The following is a 14259-nucleotide window of genomic DNA, read 5'->3' as shown; positions in this document are numbered from 1 at the left end:
ACAGCGCTGCCAAGCCATGTTGCCGCCGGCGTTTTGACCGCGAAATATTGGTTTGCCTTGAGCATCGCGAGGGTAACCAAGCTCGTCCGCACATTTCTGACACGGTCCGCCACACGAACCCCCTGCAGTTTGAGCTACCGCGGGCAGAAACGATCCAGCGATTACAATAGAGAAACAAAGCAGCGCAGAACGCATTGTTCACATCTCCATTTGAGAGGGTTAGGACATGCGATGTGAGCACGAACTGACATTCATGTCGAGGACAGAAAGTCTCCGATCTGCACAGCTCGATTTAAACCGCAACTATGGGCCTGCCCGGCTCTATGCGCCGGGTGCAGGTTCATTCCGGTTTGCGGATGGAGTCCTGCAATCGCAGCAACGCCTCCGACCTCCCCGTGCACGTCCGCAATGGCGGCCTACAGGCCAAGGTGCTCGCGCTTTAAACCGAACCGCAGCTAAGCAGGAGGGAGGCGGCTTCGGCCGTCTATTTTACAGCGGGGGCAGGGCTCTGGACAACAGAACCCTACCCCTAGCGTTTTCGGCTCTTAGGCGACGATCTTGTAGCTGCCGGCATCGCCGATGAAGGCGCCGGCGGTGACGCGAGCGTTCTGGACCGTCCAGTCCACCAGCGTGGACCCGCTCTGCAGCGCCAGATCCGCCGTGCCGTCCCCGTTGTAGTCGCCCACGGCCGCAACCTTGTAGCTGCCCGCATCGCCCAGGATCGACCCGCTCGTCACCGCACCCGCACCGAGGATCCAGTCCACGACCGTAGACCCGCTCTGCAGCACAACGTCCGAGGTCCCGTCCCCGTTGAGATCGCCCACGCCCGCCACGGTGTAGCTGCCGGCATCGCCCAGCAGCCGGCCCTGCGAGAGGCTGCCACCCTTCATCAGCCACTCGACGACGGTGGAGCCGCTCTGCAGCAGGATGTCAGAGGTGCCGTCACCGTTGAAGTCGCCGGTGCCCACCACCTTGTAGCTGCCGCTGTTGCCGATCAGCGCGCCGGCCTGGAGCTGGCCGTTCTGCATCGTCCAGTCGACGAGGTTGCCGGACGCGTCCTGCAGGAGGACGTCCGCGGTGCCGTCGCCGTTGAAGTCTCCCGCGCCGACGATGCCATAGCCGTTGGCCGCGCCGATGAGTGAGCCGGCCGCGACCTGGCCGTTCTGCATCTTCCAGGTGGCGACATAGCCGTTGCTCGGGTCCTGGAACAGAACGTCGGCGGTGCCATCGCCGTTGAAGTCGCCCGATGCCAAGGCCGTATAGCTGCCGCTGCCACCGATGAGCGCGCCGGCTGAGAGTTGGCCGTTCTGCATCGTCCAATCGACGACCAAGCCGCCAGACTGCAGCAGGATGTCGGAGGTGCCCTCGCCATTCAGGTCATTCCGCTGAGCCCCTGTGCCCAGCGTCGCGATTGTCGTCTGAGACGTCACACCGTCAGCAGACAGCACGTCGCTGACCACGCCGACACGGCCGTTGCCGAAATTCAGCAGCGTCGAATAATTACCATTCGCTTCGGCTGCCAGCGTTCCGGTCGGGTTGACGATGGCGTTGCCGACTTGTTGCCCAGCAATGTCAAGCTGAACAATCGTGGTCGAGGTCTGGTCACCGAACGCCAAAACATAGCCGTTCGTTGTCGCTATCGAAGATAACTTCACGCGAGTTGGATCATTCGTCGCATAGCTATGTGTGCTCAACAGATTGCCGTTGGTATCAAGGCTATCCACAACGACTTGGTATCCGCCCGTCGCGGTCTTTTCTGAGTAAGCAATCGTATATTGATTATTGGTCACAATGTTGGAGCTGATCTGACGAAAGTCGAACGACTCAATTTCAGTAGAATTGCTGTCTGTTTTGAAATTGAAGGTGTTGATAGTCCCGTTAGGATTGAATTTGTTGAACTGTATGTATTGATGACCGTCGGCGGCGACCGCAGTATGTCCTAACACATATCCGCCTGCGCCGTTCTGCATGCCCCATATGGTCTCTGCCGCCGACGAAGTCACATTTGTGAGGTGGAGAGCATTGACAACGCCACTTGCCGCTGTGCCGTCTGTATTGAAAGTACGCAGATAGATGTCTTGGGTGGCAGCTGCGCTATTGTATGCTTCCCAGGCTACCGCATATCCCGGACTGCTGCCGTTGCGCGCAGCACTGGACATGCCTTGATCAAATTGTCCAACGATCCCGGTAGCAATCGTACTCTGTCCAAGCAGGTTCAACGATGCATCGTAGGTTTGTTGGATCAGGTTTGAGGTTCCATCCGAATTCTGTTGTTGCCAAGTGACAAAAGTATCTCCACTCACGCCGGATACAGTCGTTGCATAGCGAAACGGTTTCCCGGCGGAATAACTCGCGACAAGCTGCTGAGCCGTGATGGCGCCCGATGAGTTCAATTGGTAGTCGTAGAGATCGATTTGGTACGGTCCGGAAGGCGAATAATTTGAGGTCTGCCCGATCAAAACGTTCGGTTGGGTGCCCCCAAAAGCGAAGGGAGTGAATTCGTGAACGCCAATTTGAGCCGTCGAAGGAATGGTAAAACTAGCGCCGCGGTACATCACTCTCTCCCATATTTTTAGATAGCAATCCCATAGAGCGGCATAATTTCTTATCGCAGGAGACTTGAGAAATCTGTTCTCCGCGAGTCAGCACTGAATAGCTGGAAGGTGGCCGCACATTTTGTCTGACTCCCTACATCTTGATCACAATTCCGCTATCGATGTCACGAGCCGATTGGTTACAACTCGCGACCAGTTTCAAGGTACCGTCGCAGATCAGGCATCTGATAATTGATTTGCGCGCCTGTCTTTGTCTGGTAGTCGACGAATGAAAATCCGATCGGCGGCAGACCGTGCCCTTACAGAGCTGATGGCCTACCACTGCGGCCTGGAAAGAAGTATTTTGTCCTGAATTGCTTGCCCAGAACAATTGGATGCGAAGCAATTTCACCCCTCTTCTATTCGAAAGCGGACGATATGGGCGGCGCTTAATCGGAGGCGCTCATTTCAGATAGCACTTCGCCTTCAGGTGCTCGGTGGGGATGTGCCTCAGCATCCTCCGCTCCGCCTCTCTCACGCCAGCTTCCCGCTCATGGCACTGAAGGCGACCAGGGCTACGCCTGTGCTTTGTCCCAGCGCGACGTCCGCCTCATCGGGCATGACACTCAGCCTTATGCAGGGGCGGTCAACGACCTTGCCTTCAGCGACCGGGCCGAGAATGCCAAGACCGATGATGGGTTCTACAGCCCGGGCTTCTCACCGGCTCAGCCGGAGCCGGTGACGTGAGTGCTACGCGATAGGATCGGTCGGCAAGTCGCCGAGGTGGTCGGCCGAGCGATCGGTCAGACCAATGACATGAACCTGAGGAACGTGCAGACGGCGATCCGGTGATGAGCCATACTCCTGGGACGCCCCAATCCGCTTACCTTCCATGACGGATGCTACTCCGTGTTCTCACTTTTGAAAAAGTCGCCGAAATCTGCATCCGAGCCCAATCCACCGGTCGCTCATATCTCAGCTGTGATGTTAGCGTACAATGAATTGCCATTTTTGCAAATCAGCATCCCGCTTTTACTCCCACTTGTTGATGAGGTAATTGTCGTTGACATGATGTCGAACGACGGAACCAGAGAATATATCCGTACGCTCGCAACACATGAAATCAAGATCATCGATTATCCGCGCATAGATTTGTTCCGGTACGGATTTGCACACGCTCGCAATTACGGCGCAGCTTATGCATCGTTCGATTGGATTTTTACGGTCGATGCCGACGAATTGATTGTTGAGCAGGACATTCGCGCCTGCATTGCACAGCCCGATCAATCCGGATCTTGTTTCGATGTTGAGCGCCGAAATTATCGGATTTTTGAGTCAGAAGGATTATCTGAATACAGAAACATCATCCGCTCGGCTGGCTTTTCCACCGAACGGCATCGCCGAATATATCGCAACGACGGATCCGTTCAATATAAGGGCCTCGTTCATGAAGAGCTATGGGAGGCTGGCCCCGGGCCTGAACTGGTGTGCAAGCCATGCCCACTGATTTTGCATCACCTTTCCGCATTTCGACCCGGCGGCGATCCTCCGCAGAAGCATCACCTGTATGCTTATCTTCTGATGAAAGCCTACGTCCATCCGGGCTTCCGAACTGGCATAAACGCTTGGTACTTCGATCATTTTGTACCCGAGAACCTTCGAGAAATTCAGGCTATGGCGGATGCATTTGCAGGTCCGAACAATCTGGAGCCGCACCGCACGCAATAAGCTTAGCTTGGTGGAAGGTGTCGGGATCGCGATGGCGACCATGTTGGACCCGCAGGCAGCGGCTCGTCAGGTCCGCGGCGCCATCATGGAGGCCAACCAGATGAGCCTGCGCAACGCTCAGAGTGCGATCCGGTGAGGCAGCGCCGTCCGCGGCGCGTCGCGCATGTGCTGCGCGATATGCAGGGGCCGATCCGAAGAAGAGCGACCCCTGCCCAATTTTTCCGCTAACATGATAATTGATTTACATATTTCGATCGAGATCGATAGTATGATTTCGGCTATTATTAAGGCAAAATTTCTTTCATTCGATCCTTATGGATGCACGTAATATCAGAAAGCCTTTCACCCGTTGCCGTAATTGGTTCGAGACTACCGGGATGCAGGGCAACGTAACCAATATTTTGTATAATTTCGAATAAAGAAATGCTTTCCTCAACAGAGAACCAATCGAACCACTCAATAAACAGCGCCGGCTTAATCTGCTCCAGCACTGCAGCAGAAGACCGTAGAATTTCTTTGTCATAACCTTCACAGTCAGTTTTGATAAACTGAATGTTCTGCGGGTCTACCACTTTGGAATAATCATTTACGATTGTAGAAAGTGACTTACCCCTCGCATTGTACTTTTTTACGTCATGTTTTGAAAGATGCTCCGTAATCGATGGATTAAAGCCAGCTAAAATTCCTCCATTGCAATTGGCATTTGCGTGGTCTGCAATTTCGATGGACTCAATATCTTCATCCGTTATTGCGCATTTTTCAAGGTAAAAATTTGCGATATGTTGGTTTAGAGCAAAACAGGACTCAACAATCGCATGCAGATCTGGGTTCGGTTCGACACCAATTACATGACCTTTGCGGTCATTAATTGCGTCATAGGCAAAAAGACCCATTGGTATAGTTGTGTCGCCAGAATGTGTGCCTACATCAATTGCCGTCGAACCAGGTTTGATTAATTGCCTCCATCTAACCCATTCGAGACCCTCTATAATTCCGGCAAATGGACGCGATGTTTCTCCTGGGTGGTCCCATTCGAGCCAGTATGCATGCCCCTTACCAAGCCAACGTGATGCATCAACGACATGCACGCATCGAACTTTTTGCAGATCGTGCACAGTCTGATTTTCTGCCATGTTTAAACCCATCTGCCTAGTTGTGAATAATGTTTCGTATCAAGATTTATTTATCGATTTCGCCCAATGAATGCGAAGAGCAAGCATCATGATCTAGTCTAATCCGGCGGTTGCCGGAACAAAGATGCAACCCGCCAGCAAAGCGAACCTCAACATCAATTCGCGCCTTCAGGATCCTCGCGGTGGCGCACGTAGCCCTGACCGGTGAGCCAGTCCGTCAGAGCGTAACGGATCGCTTCTGGACGTGAAGGTTTGGGATCGGGCTGGTCGGCGATCCAGGTATCAAGTGGATCGAGCACTGGAGGCAGAAGGCGCACGCCGATCAGCGTGCCCTTGCCCGTTGGCTTAGGACCGCGACGTTTCTTTGTTATCACGGTTCCTTGCTCGGTCATGAGAACCGTGATAACACAATGGCGGCCCGGCGGGAAGGTTGCAGCTCCCGCACCGGGCCTAACCACCTGACGCCAGAGGTCTTCGTCACATGGCTATCCACGACCCTACAACATCGGCACGAGCCGGTGAACGCTCCCGCTTGCCCAACGCACAGCAAGGGCCTGTCACCCAGGCCATCCGCATCATGCGGGCGGCAGAACCGGAAGCATCTCGCTCGCTTGCTGCGCGTGTGGCTGCCGTCCTCGGGAGGCTCGCATGAGCACCCCTGAAACCCGCCGCGGCTTCCTGCGCGGCCTCACCACGCTCCCGCTGATCGGTGGCGGCGTGGCCCTGATCGGATCACCCACGGCGGTCGCAGAGCCGGTTACTGATGCGGTCCTGAACGCCTACGATACGTTCCTGTTCTACGAGCGGGTCCGCCTCAACGCGGAACGCTTCGGAGAGGCGCGTCGCTGGGATGGCAACGACTACACGGTCGATCGGGTCCGCGATGCCCTTGGGCTGGTTCGGTTCAACAATTCGGGGGCGGGCTTCCATGCGTCCGAAGGGTTCGGAGCCGTCGGGCCCGCGGGCCGTGCCGCCCTCGTGCTGAGCGCGGTTGGCTGCAACTGGCGGGAGGGGAGCCGATGAGCGCGCCCCGTGAAGCCCGCGCTGACTTGTGGTCCGCTGTCGCCTGCATGGAGGACGACGTCCGTAACGTCAGCCGGTGGGCAGGCATCCTCAACCATCTGAGCACCAGTGACCATCAGGTCGAGAGCGATGATGTCTGGGTCATCGCGCACGTTCTCCACGAGCTTGGCAAACGGCTTGAAGCTGATTGGGGCCGAGCTCTTGAGACGGCCAGGGAGGCGAAGCGATGCGCCTAATCCGCACACTGCATCAAGTCTGGCTGATCCGAGCTGCCCGGTTTGATCTGCGCCGCGCTAACCGCCTGATGCGACGCGCGGCGGATCGGATGGAGGCGTCGGGCTTATCTCCGGGTGAGCGGATCAGCGGACGACCACGATCTGATCCGCGTCAGGTGGCAGCCGATCGCCTCTCCGGTTCGCCAAATCACCTTGCAGATGCCCGAGCCGAAGCCGGATGCATGCAGGAGGAAGGTGTTAGGTACTACCTCGGGCGTTGGCAGGGTGAGCCGCACGCCAGTCGCCGACAGGTCATGTACCAAGCAGGAAATGCTGGTGTGCCTGTCGAGGCTGATCACGCCTTTGCCGGCGACCCGGATGCGCGCCTCGCTACGCCGCTCCTCCATAGGTCTGCACTCCGAGCGACGTCTGAAACGCGCAGTGTGCAGCCGGAAGTCGGAAGGTGGGGTGTAGGTAGCCACTCAAATGCGAGCGGCTTCACGACACCCTTTGGCGTGCCCGCCTGCGCGCGGGCGCGGTGGCGAGGCTGAGGGCAATCCCCTCACCTGAAGAACGGCAACCCCGAGCCTAGAAGGCACAGCCCGCAGACGATCAACAACCCGCCACACCGCTCAAGAATTTGCCGCCTTGCAGGTCGGTGTGGTGCGCAGAAGGCGAAGGTTGAGCCCAAGACGACACAAAGTACGCACAGAAAGTACAGCACGCTCGCCCCCGAGATGCGGAGGGGAGAGCTGATCGCAGAAACATCAGCGAAACAAGCGGTCGCCGGTCGCCTAACAGTTAGCTGGCATGCCACTCATCACGACCGGCTTGCGGGTTCGCCACGTTTCGCCAACCGGCGGTTCGCGGCGTCAGGTGTCTGCGAGCGGCGTGCCGGCAATCACGCCAGCAGCCCAGCTCGCAAAAGAAAGGCCCGGCAGCGGTGTCATCCGCGGCCGAGCCTGAAGCGATGTCGCCGGTAGCGACCGCTTGGCTGCTACCCGCGATGGCGCCCATGCCGGTGCATCATGCGACGCATCCGGCGTATCGGGTGCCAGCGAACGTCAACGATGCCCTCCTGAACGCCTGCGACAGATGCCGCTGGAGCCGGGCTGACGGGGGCGGCCGAGGCTGGTGCAGTGAGGGCGGCAGCGCCGAACGCGGCCAGCAAAGCCGCGGTAATCATCGATGTGCGCAAGGGGCGTCTCCTCTCGTGCCGCCACCAGAAACGGTGGCGACTCACGAAGCTGCGCGAGGAGCAGATGGTTCCTCGCCCCGTCCGGTCTGCACGCATTGGCTACGCCTTCCGCTGTGCGGGCGCGGAGGTACCCTTCTACAATCGGCTTCGCTTCAACACACAAAATCACCGGCGGCCCTGTCGCCTGGGGCAGCGGCTTAGTAGTCAGCGCAGACACCAGCGAAGGTCGCTTGACCTTCGCTCTTCGCGTGATACAAGGATGCCACGGTCAACCGACCTTCGAGGTGGCAGAGTGACACCGGGCGAGACGATTGCTGCACTGATCCGCGCGAAGAACGGCAGCTTCACTCACGCCGACGTCGTAAGCCTGACCGGCGTCAAGGACGACACCCTTCAGAATTGGGTCAAGCGGAAGATCATCAATCCGATCGTGCCGTCTCCCGGTCGCCAAGGTAAGCGCGAGTATAGCGGTCGGGATCTAGCATCGATCTGCGTCGGTCTTATGCTTGTCGATCTTGGTCTCGCACCTGCACAAGCATTTCCCATTGCTGTGCGCTGTATCGCCGATCTCACCATGACGCAGATTAAATTTGATGGTGATGCCGAGCGCACCTGGACTTTTTCAGATGATGTGGCGGACCTTTTTCAGGCGCTTATTGGCAAGTTGTCTGTTACGGGCAGTCTACGCGTACAACTGCTTCCGCAAGCACAACTAAGCACGCTTAATGCAGGGCTTGAGCCATTTATTGTGCTGCCCCTTGGCCGCTTGATGCTCAGCGTCGCGCAGCGCGCGATTAGGTCGGGAGCCTGACGAATGCCTCGTCGCCCCGCCCACCATGAACAAGGGCTTTTCCCTTGCGAGGCGGAAGTTGCCCGTCGGCTGAGCCAGGACCCAACAGCGTGGCCTGCGAAGGCCATTGTCCTGGAGCGTGACGGACTCCCCCGCATCGATCCGCTGATGGGTGCCCGGTACTGGCCCGCTGTGCAGGCTTACTGGAACAGGCGCTACGGTCTCTCTCACGTCGAGGCGTTCGCCCTCGACGGACAGGAGAACCTCGATGCCCTCTGAACTCAACGCTCCCGGCCTCAAGAGCCGGAAACGGAAGCAGGGGCCGCCAGCCCTGTACTGGTGCGCCCGGGCTGACCTCGTGAAGGCTGGCTATCAGCCGGAGACGGTGCGGCTGCCCTACAGCGTAGAAGATCCGGCCCACCGCGATCTGATCAGCTCGGCCTGCATGAGGCTTCAGGCTGAGATGCTGGAGTGGTCGACAGGTCGCCGCCGGGATCCCAATCGCTTCGACGGCACGCTTCGTGGATTGTCGCGGCGATATCAAACCGACGAGTCGAGTCCGTTCCGGCGGTTGAAGCACACCACCCGCGAGAAGGACTTGCATGTCTTGAAGATCATAGAGCGCGCTTTCGGTGATCGTGCACTCGCGGCGCTCAAGCTCGATGACTTTTGGCGGTGGTACGCTGCAGCGAAGCGCCCGAAAGTGCCCGGCGGTCCAGAGCGAGTGCGGCGCGCCTGGGGCATCATGAAAAAGCTGCGGGAGCTGCTTTCCTACGGTGTCTCCGCTGAAATCGAGGGATGCGCGCGTCTTAAATCGATCCTCGCTGAAGTTCGCTTTCCACAACCTGCTCGGCGACGCATCACCTTGGATCTGGTGCACGTTCAAGCCTTCATCCCGAAGGCTATCGAGATGGGACGGATCTCGCTCGCCCTCGCCACAGCCGTCCAGTTCGACACCGTACTTCGTCAGAAGGATGTGATTGGCGAATGGGAGCCGATCCCGGCGGGAGAGGCAGCAACTGGGATCGTGCTGAACGGCTCCCGTTGGGTCGCCGGCCTGACATGGTCGGATGTGATCCTGGAAGGCATCACGCGCAAAGTCACTTCAAAGACCGGCGCCATCGCTGCGCATGACATGACGCTTTGTCCGCATGTGCAGGCGGTTGCCGCACACATCCCGAGTGAGAAGAGGGTCGGCCCGCTGATCCTCGATGAGAATGCCGGTCGGCCCTATGCCGGAGATGCCTTCGCGCGCGAGTGGCGTGTGGTTGCCGACGCGGCCGGCGTGCCGAAGCATGTTTGGAACATGGACGCTCGAGCCGGCGCGATTACTGAGGCTGAGGATGCTGGCGCTGATCTCGATGACGCAAGGGCCGCAGCCGCTCACACACAGGTTTCGACAACGGCGCGCTATTCGCGCGGCGCAGTCGGGAAATCACGGAAGGTGGCGCAGATGCGAATTGCCCATCGTGCCGTGACGAACGGGGCCTGAACAGCCCATAGGGAACGCGACGGGGAACGTGGGGAACACTAGATTAGCGGTAGCGCGTTAAAATGGCTGACGCTTCAATACGATATTTGGAGCGGGCGATCGGGATCGAACCGACGACATTCAGCTTGGGAAGCTGACGTTCTACCACTGAACTACGCCCGCACACATCCGCATGTTAGCCGGAGCTTAAGCGGCTGTCCATCCCGAAACGCGGTTCGCCGCAGCCGGGCGCTCAGCCGCGCGGGAATTCGAGCCCCATCTCGCGGTAGCGCGCCGGGTCGTCGGCCCAGTTCTCCCGGACCTTCACGTGCAGGAAGAGATGGACCGTGGCGTCGGCGGCCTCGGCGATGCCGATGCGGGCGGCCTGGCCGATCGCCTTGATGGTCTGGCCGCCCTTTCCGAGGACGATGGAGCGCTGGCTCTCGCGCTCGACGAAGATGGTCTGCTCGATGCGCACCGAGCCGTCGGGCCGGACCTGCCACTGGTCGGTCTCCACGGTGGAGCGGTAGGGCAGCTCCTCGTGCAGGCGATCGTAGATCTTCTCGCGGGTGATCTCGGCCGCCAGCATGCGCAGCGGCGCGTCCGAGACCTGATCCTCCGGGTAGAGCCAGGGCCCCTCCGGCATCAGCGCGGCGAGCGCCTTGCGCAGAGTCTCGACGCCGTCGCCGTTCAGCGCCGAGACCATGAACGTCTGGGCGAAGGGGATCGTCGCGTTGAGCTTGGCCGCGAGGTCGAGCAGACGCTCGCGCGGGATCAGGTCGATCTTGTTGAGGATCAGGATGCGCGGGCGCCGCACGTCGGTCAGCCGGGCGAGCACCGCCTCGACCTCGTCGTCGACGCCCTTGCGCGCATCCACCAGCAGGCAGACGGCGTCGGCGTCCGAGGCGCCGCTCCAGGCCGAATGGACCATCGCCCGGTCGAGGCGGCGCTTGGGCGCGAAGATGCCGGGCGTGTCCACGAGAACGATCTGCGCCTTGCCCTCGACCACGATGCCGCGCACCAGCGCACGCGTCGTCTGGACCTTGCGCGAGACGATCGAGACCTTGGTGCCGACGAGGCTGTTGAGCAGGGTCGACTTGCCGGCATTGGGCACGCCGATCAGCGCCACGAAGCCCGCCCGCGCGCCCTCGGGCGTCCCGGGCAGGGTCGAGGGCGGAGCCGGGGACGCCGAAGGCGCCGGGTCGTCGTTCGCGTCAGTCATTCTGGGTTCCGTCCGAGCCTTCCACGCTGCCGCCTTCGACGATGCCCTCGCGCGCCATCAGGGCGCGGGCGGCCTCCTGCTCGGCGATCCGCTTCGAGGGCCCCTCCCCGATCCCGGGCACCAGCCCCCGCACCGTCACGCCGATGCGGTAGACGGGGGCGTGGTCGGGGCCGGAGCGTTCGAGCACCGCGTAGGCCGGCAGCGGCAGGCTGCGCGCCATCGCCCATTCCTGCAAGGCCGATTTCGCGTCGCGCCCGCGCGGCGCCCCGGTGAGCGCCGCCGGGCGGAAGGCGGCCTGCACCACCGCGCAGGCCTTGGGATAGCCGGCATCGAGATAGACCGCCCCGAGGATCGCCTCGCAGACGTCGGCCAGGATGGTGGGGTTGCGCCGCGCGCCGCCGCTCACCTCGCCCTGCCCGAGGACGAGATGCGGGCCGACCTCCCAGGCGGCGGCCACCGCCGCGCAGGTCTCGCGCCGCACCAGGCCCGCGAGGCGCTGCGACAGCTCGCCCTCCTCCGCCTCCGGCAGGGCGGCATAGAGCCGGTCGGCCACCGCGAGGCCGAGCACCCGGTCGCCGAGGAATTCCAGGCGCTGGTAGCTGCCGCTGCGCCCGCTCGCCTTGCTGACGTGGGTGAGCGCCCGCTCCAGCAGGGTCCGGTCGGCGAAGACGTGCCCGATCCGCGCCTCGAGTTCGGCGAGCGGCGGCTTCGGGCGGCGGACGCGCCGCGCGGCGGCGGAGGGACGCGCGGCGTCGGTCACGGCAGCTCTAGTGGATCGTGCTGAACAGCCGGCCCCAGCGCACCTTGGCGGGCCAGTTCCAGATCTGCCACGCGGGCGTACCCTCGTCGATCGAGAAGAAGATCATCTCGGCGCGGCCGACGAAATTCTCGAACGGCACGTAGCCGACATTGGCGAGATCGCGCGAATCAGTGGAGTTGTCGCGGTTGTCGCCCATCATGAAGTAGTGACCGGCCGGCACGGTGTAGAGCTCGGTCTTGTCCCAGAAGCCGTTGTCGCCGTCGCGCTCGATCACGTGGTGCACGACGCCGTTGGGCAGGGTCTCGTTGTACTGCGGCACCTTGGTGGCCTGGCCGTAGGGGTCGATCGTCTCGTAATCGGCGATGCGCTCGCGCTTGACCGGCTTGCCGTTGATGTTGAGCACGCCGTCGATCATCTGGATCTTGTCGCCGGGCAGGCCGATCACGCGCTTGATGTAGTCGGTCGCGTTGTCCTTGGGCAGCTTGAACACCGCGATGTCGCCGCGCTTGGGCTCGGCCGCCCAGACCCGGCCGTCGGCCTTGATCGGGATGTACTCGCTCAGAGGCAGTGAGTACTTGGAGTAGCCGTAGGAGTATTTCGAGACGAACAGGTAGTCCCCGATCAGCAGCGTCGGCACCAGCGAACCGGAAGGGATGTTGAACGGCTGGAACAGCAGCGTCCGCACCACGAGTGCGATCAGGAGGGCCTGGATGCCGACCTTGAGGGTCTCGCGGGTGCTCGCCCAGGCACTCGTCTCGGTGCTCTTCAGCCCCTGCTTGCCGTCCTGATTCACGCGCGCGTGTTCCATCCGCTCGATCCCGTCGCCGCACCCGTCCCGGGTCGGCCGAACACGCTCGCCCGCACCGATTCCAGCTCGGCCCGGCCACGGTTGGTCGCCATCGGGTTGAGCTGAGGCACGCGCCGCAATCGTGTCCGCTGAAAGCCGGGGTCTAGACCAAGCGCAGCCCGCCCGCAACGCGCGCGGCCGCTCACGATGTGCCCACCGGCACGCACTCGACGATCACGAACGCCTGAGCGAGCGGCGGTTCGTCGGTGAGGGTGAGGTGCAGGCGCGCCGCGTGGCCGGCGGGCAGCATCGCCTGCAGCCGGTCCAGGGCGCCGCCCGTCAGGTGCAGCGTCGGCTGGCCGCCGGGCAGGTTGACCACCTCCATGTCGCGCCAGAACACGCCCTGCGACAGGCCGGTCCCGAGCGCCTTGGCGCAGGCCTCCTTGGCGGCGAAGCGCCGGGCATAGGACTCGGCCCGGGCGGCGCGCCGGTCGCACTTGGCGCGCTCCCCCTCGGTGAAGACCCTGTGGGTGAAGCGCTCGCCGTAGCGCTCCAGCGAGCGAGCGATCCGGCGGATGTCGCAGAGGTCGGTGCCGATGCCGAGGATCATCGCCGGATCATCGCCCCGCCGCCCGCGCGGTCTCCAGCGCGGCGCGCATGTCGCGCACCGCCTGGGCCAGGCCCACGAAGATCGCCTCGGCGATGACGGCGTGCCCGATGTTCAGCTCGCGGATCTCCGGGAGGGCGGCGACCGGCCCGACGCTCGCGAGGGTCAAGCCGTGGCCCGCATGGATCTCGAGGCCGAGCCCGGCGCCGTGACGGGCCGCGCGGGCGATGCGGTCGAGTTCCCGCGCGGTGCCGGCGGCGTCGCCGGCCACGGCCGCCTCGCAGTAGCGGCCGGTGTGCAACTCCACCACCGGTGCGCCGAGGGCAGCGGCGACCTCCATCACCGCGGGCTCCGGCTCGACGAAGAGCGAGACCCGGATGCCGGCTTCGGACAGCGCCCGGATCTGCGGCGCGAGCTGCGCCCGGCCGCCGACGATGTCGAGGCCGCCCTCGGTGGTGCGCTCCTCGCGTTTCTCGGGCACGAGGCAGGCGGCGTGCGGGTGCAGTTCCAGCGCCAGGGCGACCATCTCGTCGGTCGCCGCCATCTCGAAATTTAGCGGCACGCGCAGCCGCGCCTTCAGGGCCCGCATGTCGGCGTCGCGGATGTGGCGGCGATCCTCGCGCAGGTGCGCGGTGATGCCGTCGGCCCCGGCCTCCTCCGCGACGAGCGCCGCGCGGACGGGATCCGGATAGGCCTCGCCGCGGGCGTTCCGCACGGTGGCGACGTGATCGATGTTGACGCCGAGGCGCAGGGCGGGTGCGGGCATGGATCTCGTCGGGCCTGTGTTCCAC

General features: G+C 61.8%; 13 protein-coding genes and 1 tRNA gene. 4 read left to right on the top strand and 10 right to left on the bottom strand.

The genetic code is table 11. The features are described 5' to 3' along the window. Positions 1-545: 545 nt before the first annotated feature. Positions 546-2555, bottom strand: coding sequence for an FG-GAP-like repeat-containing protein (locus ACS5RC_RS19755; RefSeq protein ID WP_478345609.1), 2010 nt, complete (start codon positions 2553-2555; stop codon positions 546-548). A gap of 888 nt (positions 2556-3443) precedes the next feature. Between ACS5RC_RS19755 and ACS5RC_RS19750 the strand changes: the two genes are divergently transcribed. Next, positions 3444-4262: a glycosyltransferase gene (locus ACS5RC_RS19750; protein WP_478345608.1), complete on the top strand. Its 819-nt coding sequence runs from the start codon at positions 3444-3446 to the stop codon at positions 4260-4262. 284 nt (positions 4263-4546) lie between these two features. Here the strand turns inward: ACS5RC_RS19750 and ACS5RC_RS19745 are convergent, their stop codons facing one another. Both ACS5RC_RS19745 and ACS5RC_RS19740 read right to left on the bottom strand, forming a co-directional pair. Next, entirely contained in the window at positions 4547-5395 is an 849-nt protein-coding gene (locus ACS5RC_RS19745; protein WP_478345607.1) for an FkbM family methyltransferase, read from the bottom strand. Between the two features lie 155 nt (positions 5396-5550). After that, the gene (locus ACS5RC_RS19740; RefSeq protein ID WP_478345606.1) at positions 5551-5787 is read right to left on the bottom strand and encodes a hypothetical protein; all 237 of its coding nucleotides are present in this window, start codon (positions 5785-5787) and stop codon (positions 5551-5553) included. 256 nt (positions 5788-6043) lie between these two features. Here ACS5RC_RS19740 and ACS5RC_RS19735 point away from each other — a divergent pair, with 256 nt between their 5' ends. Next, the gene (locus tag ACS5RC_RS19735; RefSeq protein ID WP_478345605.1) at positions 6044-6418 is read left to right on the top strand and encodes a hypothetical protein; all 375 of its coding nucleotides are present in this window, start codon (positions 6044-6046) and stop codon (positions 6416-6418) included. Positions 6419-6758: 340 nt separating this feature from the next. Here ACS5RC_RS19735 and ACS5RC_RS19730 read toward each other — a convergent pair whose 3' ends face one another. Beyond that, on the bottom strand, positions 6759-7040 hold the full coding sequence (locus tag ACS5RC_RS19730) for a PilZ domain-containing protein (protein WP_478345604.1): 282 nt from the start codon (positions 7038-7040) through the stop codon (positions 6759-6761). 1083 nt (positions 7041-8123) lie between these two features. On the opposite strand from ACS5RC_RS19730, the gene ACS5RC_RS19725 reads away from it, so the two are divergent. Further along, positions 8124-8642, top strand: coding sequence for a MerR family transcriptional regulator (locus ACS5RC_RS19725; RefSeq protein WP_478345603.1), 519 nt, complete (start codon positions 8124-8126; stop codon positions 8640-8642). 247 nt (positions 8643-8889) lie between these two features. Further along, positions 8890-10113, top strand: a complete 1224-nt coding sequence (locus ACS5RC_RS19720) for an integrase (RefSeq protein WP_478345602.1) — start codon at positions 8890-8892, stop codon at positions 10111-10113. 87 nt (positions 10114-10200) lie between these two features. On the opposite strand, the gene ACS5RC_RS19715 is transcribed toward ACS5RC_RS19720, so the two are convergent. From ACS5RC_RS19715 to ACS5RC_RS19690, 6 genes are all read right to left on the bottom strand, one after another. Beyond that, positions 10201-10275: transfer RNA gene (locus tag ACS5RC_RS19715), tRNA-Gly, on the bottom strand. A 70-nt stretch (positions 10276-10345) separates the two neighbouring features. Continuing rightward, a complete protein-coding gene (gene era, locus ACS5RC_RS19710; RefSeq protein ID WP_478345601.1) occupies positions 10346-11314 on the bottom strand; it encodes a GTPase Era in 969 nt (322 codons plus the stop codon). Beyond that, positions 11307-12074 (bottom strand): ribonuclease III, encoded by a 768-nt coding sequence (gene rnc / locus ACS5RC_RS19705; RefSeq protein WP_478345600.1) that lies wholly within the window; start codon positions 12072-12074, stop codon positions 11307-11309. The genes era and rnc overlap by 8 nt, the downstream gene beginning before the upstream one ends. Positions 12075-12081: 7 nt before the next feature. Then, the gene (lepB, locus tag ACS5RC_RS19700; RefSeq protein ID WP_478345599.1) at positions 12082-12882 is read right to left on the bottom strand and encodes a signal peptidase I; all 801 of its coding nucleotides are present in this window, start codon (positions 12880-12882) and stop codon (positions 12082-12084) included. A gap of 181 nt (positions 12883-13063) precedes the next feature. Continuing rightward, positions 13064-13471 carry a holo-ACP synthase gene (gene acpS, locus ACS5RC_RS19695; RefSeq protein ID WP_478345598.1) on the bottom strand — a complete coding sequence of 136 codons (408 nt, stop codon included), beginning with the start codon at positions 13469-13471 and terminating at the stop codon, positions 13064-13066. A gap of 7 nt (positions 13472-13478) precedes the next feature. Continuing rightward, positions 13479-14234 (bottom strand): pyridoxine 5'-phosphate synthase, encoded by a 756-nt coding sequence (locus tag ACS5RC_RS19690; RefSeq protein ID WP_478345597.1) that lies wholly within the window; start codon positions 14232-14234, stop codon positions 13479-13481. Positions 14235-14259 lie beyond the last annotated feature (25 nt).

It is taken from the genome of Methylobacterium sp. HJ2 (genome assembly GCF_056431005.1).
Note: the sequence above shows the minus strand (reverse complement) of the source record. Positions and strands in the feature narration are given on the sequence as shown.